Source organism: Helicobacter cetorum (assembly GCF_900198405.1).
Classification (GTDB): Bacteria; Campylobacterota; Campylobacteria; order Campylobacterales; family Helicobacteraceae; genus Helicobacter; species Helicobacter cetorum_C.
The window spans coordinates 42620-50849 of record NZ_FZMR01000016.1; the positions used below are offsets into that span (position 1 = coordinate 42620).

At 34.4% G+C, this 8230-nt stretch carries 7 protein-coding genes; 4 read left to right on the forward strand and 3 right to left on the reverse strand.

Translation table 11 applies throughout. From position 1 onward, the window contains the following. Positions 1 to 8 precede the first annotated feature (8 nt). Genes lysA through C6H25_RS05190 form a run of 4 tightly spaced genes read left to right on the forward strand, consistent with a single transcriptional unit; the run spans position 9 to position 4101 of the window. Positions 9 to 1223, forward strand: a complete 1215-nt coding sequence (gene lysA / locus C6H25_RS05175; RefSeq protein WP_104748393.1) for a diaminopimelate decarboxylase — start codon at positions 9 to 11, stop codon at positions 1221 to 1223. Then, positions 1216 to 1497 (forward strand): chorismate mutase, encoded by a 282-nt coding sequence (locus C6H25_RS05180; protein WP_104748394.1) that lies wholly within the window; start codon positions 1216 to 1218, stop codon positions 1495 to 1497. The genes lysA and C6H25_RS05180 overlap by 8 nt, the downstream gene beginning before the upstream one ends. A 36-nt stretch (positions 1498 to 1533) precedes the next feature. Beyond that, positions 1534 to 2406 carry a DUF2156 domain-containing protein gene (locus tag C6H25_RS05185; RefSeq protein WP_104748395.1) on the forward strand — a complete coding sequence of 291 codons (873 nt, stop codon included), beginning with the start codon at positions 1534 to 1536 and terminating at the stop codon, positions 2404 to 2406. Next, positions 2407 to 4101, forward strand: coding sequence for a bifunctional chorismate-binding protein/class IV aminotransferase (locus C6H25_RS05190; protein WP_104748396.1), 1695 nt, complete (start codon positions 2407 to 2409; stop codon positions 4099 to 4101). A gap of 297 nt (positions 4102 to 4398) precedes the next feature. Here C6H25_RS05190 and C6H25_RS05195 read toward each other — a convergent pair whose 3' ends face one another. The 3 genes from C6H25_RS05195 to C6H25_RS05205 form a co-directional block, all read right to left on the reverse strand. Beyond that, on the reverse strand, positions 4399 to 6309 hold the full coding sequence (locus tag C6H25_RS05195) for an outer membrane protein (RefSeq protein WP_104748397.1): 1911 nt from the start codon (positions 6307 to 6309) through the stop codon (positions 4399 to 4401). 88 nt (positions 6310 to 6397) lie between these two features. Next, complete coding sequence (locus tag C6H25_RS05200; protein WP_418904547.1) at positions 6398 to 7891, reverse strand: outer membrane protein; 1494 nt, start codon at positions 7889 to 7891, stop codon at positions 6398 to 6400. 18 nt (positions 7892 to 7909) lie between these two features. Beyond that, on the reverse strand, positions 7910 to 8230 hold a 321-nt coding region (locus tag C6H25_RS05205), incomplete at its 5' end, for an outer membrane beta-barrel protein (RefSeq protein WP_158653883.1).

Below are 8230 nucleotides of genomic sequence, written 5' to 3' on the forward strand. Positions count from 1 at the left end.
TTTTTTACATGCTAGATTACGAAGAGCTATCTCTTGCTTATGAAACCCCTTTTTATCTCTATGATTTTGACAAAATCAAGCGTGCCTTTTTGAGCTATAAAGAGGCGTTTAGGGGACGCAAGTCTTTAATTTGCTATGCTTTAAAGGCTAACTCTAATTTAAGCATTCTTTCTTTATTGGCGAGTTTAGAGAGTGGGGCTGATTGTGTTTCAATAGGTGAAATAAGAAGAGCCTTAGAAGCTGGGATTAAGCCTTATAGAATCGTGTTTAGTGGGGTGGGAAAAAGTGAGTTTGAAATAGAACAAGCCCTAAAACTCAATATTTTATTTTTGAATGTTGAGAGTTTTATGGAATTAAAAACGATTGAAAAAATCGCTCAAAACTTAGGGATTAAAGCTAGAATTTCTATAAGGATTAACCCTAATATTGACGCTAAAACGCACCCCTATATTTCTACCGGCTTGAAAGAAAATAAGTTTGGTGTAGAAGAAAAAGAAGCCTTAGAAATGTTTGTTTTTGCTAAAAAAAGCGATTTTTTAGAACCCATTAGCGTGCATTTTCATATCGGCTCACAGCTTTTAGATTTAGCCCCCATTTTAGAAGCTAGTGCTAAGGTGGCCAAAATCGCTAAATCCTTGATAGCACTTGGGATAGATTTACGCTTTTTTGATGTGGGGGGTGGAATTGGCGTAAGCTATGAAAATGAAGAAACGATTAAACTCTATGATTACGCACAAGGGATTTTAGATTCGCTTAAAGGCTTAGATTTAACCATAATTTGTGAGCCGGGTCGCTCTATCGTAGCTGAGAGTGGGGAATTAATCACACAAGTTTTGTATGAGAAAATGGCTCAAAACAAGCGTTTTGTGGTTGTTGATGTAGGAATGAATGATTTTTTACGCCCTAGTTTGTATCATGCTAAGCATTCTATAAAAGTAGTAACGCCTTCTAAGGGGGGCGAAACTTCACTCTGTGATGTGGTAGGACCTGTGTGTGAAAGTAGTGATATTTTTTTAAAAGATGCAATGTTGCCAAAATTAGAGCAAGGCGATAAATTAGTCATAGAAAAGGTGGGGGCTTATGGGACTAGTATGGCAAGCAACTATAATTCACGCCCCAAACTTTTGGAATTAGCCCTAGAAAACAAAGAAATCAGAGTGATTAGAAAAAAAGAGAGTTTAGAGGATTTGTGGCGATTAGAAAAGGAATGCTTAAATGATTGAAAATAATAATTTAAGTGTTTTAAGGGCTAGAATTGATGAAATTGATGACAAAATTATAGAATTGTTAGAAACACGCTTAAAAATGGTTGTAAAGATCGCGCAAAATAAGGATAAAAATTCTATTTATTGCCCTAAAAGAGAAGAAGAAATTATTAATCGTTTGAATCAAAAGCCTTTAAAATACTTGGATAAGATAACGCTTACAAAGATTTATTACGAAATTTTTAGTGGCTCTAAAGAGTTGCAAGAAAATACTTTAAAGAATAAAAAATAACTTAATAGTTATTAAATATAAGGAAAATAAATAATCATGTTTAAAGAAATCACTTTAGAGCATAAAGATTTGTTTTCAAGGTTTTTAAACGCTCAAAGGATTGTTTTATCTGATGTGAGTTTTGTGAATTGCTTTTTATGGCAACATGCACGACTCATTAAAGTGGCTGTGATTAAGGATTGCTTGGTGATTCAAACCACTTATAAAAATCAAAAGCCCTTTTATTTCTATCCTATCGGTAACAACATTAATGAATGTGTTAAAGAGCTTTTGAAATTAGAAAAAAATTTAGAATTTCACTCTCTTAGCTTAGAGCAAATGGAGTATTTAAAAGAAAATTTTGTAGGGGTTTTTGAGTTTGTTTATAACAGAGATAGAAGTGATTATATCTATTTGATTGAAGAACTAATCGCTTTAAAAGGGAAAAAATACCATAAGAAAAAAAACCACTTAAACCAGTTTTTAAAAAATTACCCTGATTTTGTTTATGAAAAAATTTCTTCTAAAAATAAAAAAGAAGTTTTAGAAATCTCTCAAAGGTGGTTTGAAAAAAGTGCGACTAATGACTTAGGGCTAATCAATGAAAATAAAGGGATTATTAGTGTCTTAGAAAATTATGAAAGCTTGGATTTAAAGGGGGGGCTTGTTAGGGTTGATAAAGAGATAGTGGCATTTAGCTTTGGAGAAATTTTGAATGAAAATAGTGCACTCATTCATATTGAAAAGGCTCGTTTGGATATTGTGGGAGCGTATCAAATTATTAATCAGCAATTATTATTGAATGAATTTAGCCATTTAACTTATGCTAACAGAGAAGAAGACTTAGGACTAGAAGGCTTGAGAAGGGCTAAAATGAGCTATAACCCTGTCTTTTTTATAGACAAATACGAAGCCATTGCTAAAAACTAAATGATTTTTGGGGATTTTAAATATCAGAAGTGCGTTAAAAAACTTGTTGCCACTAATTTTAACGAGCTAAAAGACGCCTTAGATTTTATCTCTCAAAATAGGGGAAAGGGGTATTTTGTAGGGTATCTCACTTATGAAGCACGCCTTGCTTTTTTAGATAAAACTTTTAAAAGCCAAACCCCTTTTTTATATTTTGAACAATTTTTAGAAAGAAAAAAATACGCTTTAAAGCCTTTAAAAGAACACACTTTTTACCCTAATATTCATAGCCCTTTAGATAAAAAGAGCTATTTAAAACAATTTAAAAGCATTAAAGAGCATTTAAAAAAGGGCGATACCTATCAAGTCAATCTCACTATGGATTTAATTTTAAACACTCAAGCCAAGCTAGAAAAAATTTTTGAAGAAGTGTTACATAACCAAAACACGCCTTTTAAGGCTTTTATAGAAAATGAGTTTAGTAGTATTTTAAGTTTTTCACCAGAATTATTTTTTGAATTAGAATTTTTAGATAATGCGATTAAAATCATCACAAAACCTATGAAAGGCACGATAGCTCGTTCAAACAATCCCCTAATAGATGAGAAAAATAAATTATTTTTACAAAATGATAGCAAGAATAGAAGTGAAAATGTGATGATTGTGGATTTATTGCGTAATGATTTGAGCCAAATTGCTCTAAAAAATAGCGTAAAAGTCAATCAATTATTTGAAATCATAGCCTTATCTAGCGTGTATCAAATGGTGAGTGAAATTGAAGCCAAATTGCCCCTAAAAACAAGCTTATTTGAGATTTTTAAGGCGTTGTTTCCTTGTGGCTCAATTACAGGGTGTCCTAAAATAAGAACGATGCAAATCATTGAAAACTTAGAAAGGCGTGCTAGGGGGGTGTATTGTGGGGCTATAGGACTTGTTGAAGAAAAAAGAGCTGTTTTTAGTGTGCCAATTCGGACGATAGAAAAGAAAAAAGGCGAAAATTTTTTGCATTTAGGGGTAGGGAGTGGGATTACTTATGAAAGTAAGAACGAAGATGAGTATGAAGAGAGTTTTTTAAAATCCTTTTTTGTCATGCCTAAAATTGAATTTGAGCTTATAGAAACCATGCGAATTATAAAAGTAGCTCAAAAATTAGAGATTAGAAATAAAAACGCCCATAAAGAACGCCTTGTGAGTAGTGCTAAATATTTTAATTTCAAATACGATGAAAATCTTTTAGACTTTGAGCTAGAAAAAGAAGGGGTTTTAAGAATTTTATTGCAAAAAAATGGCACACTCATTAAAGAATATAAAACTTTAGAACCATTAAAAAGCCTAGAAGTGCGTTTAAGTCAATTCCCCATAAATAAACACAATGATTTTTTATACCATAAGACGACTTACGCCCCTTTTTACCAAAAGACTAGAGAACTCATTAAAAAAGGCGTTATTTTTGATGAAATCTTTTATAACCAAGATTTTGAACTTACTGAAGGGGCTAGAAGTAATCTTGTTTTAGAAATCAATAATGAGCTACTAACCCCTTATTTTAGTGCGGGTGCGTTAAGGGGAACTAGTGTTATGGAGCTGTTAAAAAAGGGTCTTGTTAAACATGCCCCTTTGAATTTGCAAGATTTACAAAGAGCCACTAGAATCTATTGTATCAACGCTTTATATGATTTGGTGGAAGTGAAATGGGTTAGAGATTGGTCTCATTAAAATAAATCATATTTATCTTAAAAATCGTTGCAAGAGTATCAATCCATTTTAAAAAGAAGAGTTTGCTAAAGAAAAGACTAAGGAATAAGAAATAAAGCCCCTAAGAAGATAATCTAAACGCCAAAGGCGTTTAAATCTCTAGTATGCTTGTGCTTAAACACATTGGATAAACAATTAAAACAAGAAATAATTAGCCTTTAGGCTATTGTCCATGCCTTTATTTTGACCATGCTTAAACGCATTAGATAAAAAACCAAAATAAGAGCCTTTAAAAAGCTCTCTTAAAGAATATCTATTTTAGTAAGCGAACACATAATTGGCAAAAATACTATAAAGTCTTCTGTATTCTAGCTTAGAACCCATAAAGCTATAATAGTTAGTGTTAATGGTGGGGATTTTTACGCCTAATTCAAAGCCATGTTGAGGGGCATGTTCTGTTTTTTTATTCTCAGTGAGATTGACTCTTAACCCAAGATTGAATAAAAATTGGAAGTTTGAGGTTTTAACATTAGCTTTATAAGGGGTTGTTGGACCATTGAAAATAGGATTATTTTCTAGCACAAGATTATTGCTATTAAGCCAAGAAGTCCCTGCAAGCTGAATGCCTCCAAAAAGACCAAAAGAGAATTTATTGCCTGCTTTGCCTATTTTCTTAGCATTGATAATATTGTAGAGTAAATCTGAACCTACACCATAAGTTAGCACATTAGAGGCTGAATTAAAAAATCCGCTTTTAATATACGCATGGTTATAATCAAAAAATCCATAATATCTTGCACCCCAGCGTTTTTGCTTGCCAAAGAATTGTTTATAGCCCATCATCACGCCAAAGCCATTCATCGCTCCGTTATTGATTTGAGATTTGAGTATGCCCACATGCCTAAAGGGATTAGCACTCATAGCTTGCAGAGCGTTGTTTAGAGCGTTTTGTTGGTTAACATCGATAGAGATAGTGCTCCCTGGGCTATATGTGTTTTCTTGGATGGTAACAAGGTTTTTTAAATCAAGATTATTGTTAGGCATGTTTGAAATGGCTTGGATTTGATGGTTAGTTGCACTTAGAGTGTTCTTTAAACTTTCTTTGTTGACTCCTAGATGGGTTACATCATTCACGATTTGAGCGGTGTTATTGGTTGAAGTGTTGTAGTAGTCAATAGATTGTTGTGTAGCTTGCTCACTATTATTAGGGTTAGCAAAAGAAGTGCTGTTGCCATAAACCCATTTGCATTTTTCAGTCTCAGTTATGGTGCATGATTTGCCTTCAAAGATACTTTTTACCACTCCCCCCAAAGGTTTGTAAGCATTGACAATATTTTGAGCGCCTTGAATAACTTTTTCTTGGGCATTAAAAGCCTCTTGAAATTGACTGGCAAAACCAGCAGTATTGGCAGTGGAATTTTTTTGCAAACTACTAGCTTGAGTGTTAAGGATTTGGCTTGTTTGAAGTAAAGCAATGGCATTATCGACCATATTAACAGCTACTTTATAGGCTTGAGTTTGATTGATAGCCATGCCATCTGGACCTAGTTGTTCAACAACTTTTCCAGTATTTTTATCTGTATAATTTGCAGCATTCCCTGTGATAGTAACTTGGGTTTTTCCAAAGATGGTTAGGATTTCTTTTGCAGTGTCTAGCATGTTGCTTAGATTAGCATAAGTAGGACTGGCTTGCAATTTTTGTTGAAGTTGTGTGGCGAGTTGTGTGGCTTTTGTCATATCAGTTTTTGATTGTCCTAAAGTAAGACTGCTGTTTTTATTATAGTAGCAATTAGATTGAAGGCCTTTACATACATTCCCTGTTCCTAATAAAATCCCTTGTAGCATGAGTGCCATGCTAATAGCCATCTTAGAGGCTTGGTATGTGGGAGAATACTCTCCGTTTGTTGAAGAGCATGTTCCGCTACCAATAGCACCACCACCAGTGTTACATTGGTTATTTTGACTGAAAGCTTGGATGCTGGATATCGATTCAGTGATTTTAGCACTATCATTGGCGTTATTAACGGCACGATTTAATTCTTGCATCAACACTAGATTGTTTTGCAACTCTGCATAACTATCATTAAGCTTTTGGATAGCACCAGTGTTTTTAGCGATTTGCTGAGCTTCGCCAATTTGATAACCCACACTTACAAAAAAGCCATTTTCTTCAGCACTCAAAGGAGCGAGACTAAGAGCTAGAACTAGAGCTAGATTTTTCTTTATCATTTTATTAAATCCTTTATTGATATTCTTACATTTAAAAATAGACAAGACTTCACTCTTGCCGTAAACAAAAATCTAAAGCCCTAAAGCCTTAGAACGCATACCCATAAACCCAATACACCGAATAAGGACGGTAGTAGGATACTTCTGTGCTACCATTACTATAATAAGTGTTATAAATCGTAGGGATTTGAATACCAATCTCAATGGAGTGTTGGTTATGTTTCTTCATATCTTTTTTCAAAATACCAAAGTTCATACGCATCCCCACATCAAAGAGAAATTGGAATTTGGTTGCAGTAGGTTTATGAACAAGTTGAGAATTTTTAGCTAGACTTGTGATATAGCTATCTCCTGCAAGTTGGATTCCAGTGAAAAAGCCTGCATTAATACTCCTAGAACCAAATGAACGAGAAAATACATTATAAAGCACATCAGTTCCCACGCCATAAGTGAGTAAGTTTACTTGGTTGTAAGTAGGGCCATTACCTACGCCTGCTCCATTATAAGAGAAAAAGCCATAGTATCGTAAGCCAAAGGCTTTTTTCTTTCCAAAGAATTGCTTGTAACCAATCTTAGTGTAAAAGCCATTCATCGCATTGGTTTGCTTGCTATTACCAGCGGCAAATTGACCTAGCCATGGGTTGGCTTTAAGCTGACTGTTCAAACGCACGAGTTTATTAAGGGTGGCCTCAGCGTTAGCAAAGTATTTTTCAGTGCTTTGAGGACTCTTTCCCCATTCTTCTTTATAGCCTGTAGAAGAACTAATATTAGCTTGTTTGAGTTCATTAAGAGTGCTTGCAGATTGGTCAATCATGTTTTGAACCAGACCTGTAAAATCCTTAGCACTGATACTATTGCCCGCATTGGCCGAGTTGAATATCTGCATGGTCAATAAAGCGTTAATAAAATCTTGGCTTGCCGCAAGAGTACTTGCAGATTGATTCAAGGCATAAGAAACTTGTTGTGCGTTTTTGAGATTTAATGCCCCAGATGGAGAGTTGTTAGCTCTAATAGAGGCGTTCATGTATTTGATATAGGTATTGAGATTATTAAGACTGCCTAGTTGCTCAGATAGCAAGGGGTAGGTTGTTGTGCCATATTGAGTTAAGCCTGCCATTTGTTGTAATGCTGTTTGGGTGTTTTGATACATGGCCTGATAGATTTGATAGCCAACGGTGTTTTGTAAGTTTTGGTCTTTAATTTGTTGGTTATCTTTTAACTGTGGGTAAAGATTGGCAAGGTTTTGTAATTGGAGCGTGAGCAAGTTGCCCAAATTCCCTACGACATTACCCCCTTCATCCTTATTATCAATATTGATAGTTGTTGTGGCATTGATTTCATTGGCTAAGTCTATTGCTTTATATTTATTAGGATTCTTAACTTTTTGCACCACTTGCCCTAGCTCATAACCAAAGGTCATAAATCCTCCATCTTCTTCAGCACTCAATGGGCTTAGATTTAAAGAAAGCACTAGGCTTAAAGGGGCTAAGAATGTGATGTTTTGTTTAAAATGTTTCACAAGATTTTCCTTATTCATCTTATTTGTTGTTTTGAATGCGTTTTGTTTCATTTTCTTTATCATTTTCTTTTGCCTCCTTTCTTAGAATGAATACCCATAAGACCAATACACGCTATAAGGACGGAAATATTTCACCGTAGTTCCAGCAGACTTATAATAAGTGTTATAAATCGTAGGCACTTGCACACCTATTTCTACGGTGTGTTGGCGGTGTCGTTTAGTCTTTTGACCTAATTTACCAAAGTTCATGCGAAATCCTAAGTCAAAGAGGAATTGGAAATGCGTGCTATTAATGTCTTTCTTATTGACATATTGATTATTCTTTAATGAAGAATTAAAGGTCTCTCCTGCTAATTGAATGCCTCCAAAGACACCAAAATTGACGGCTTTATTTTGATAAGT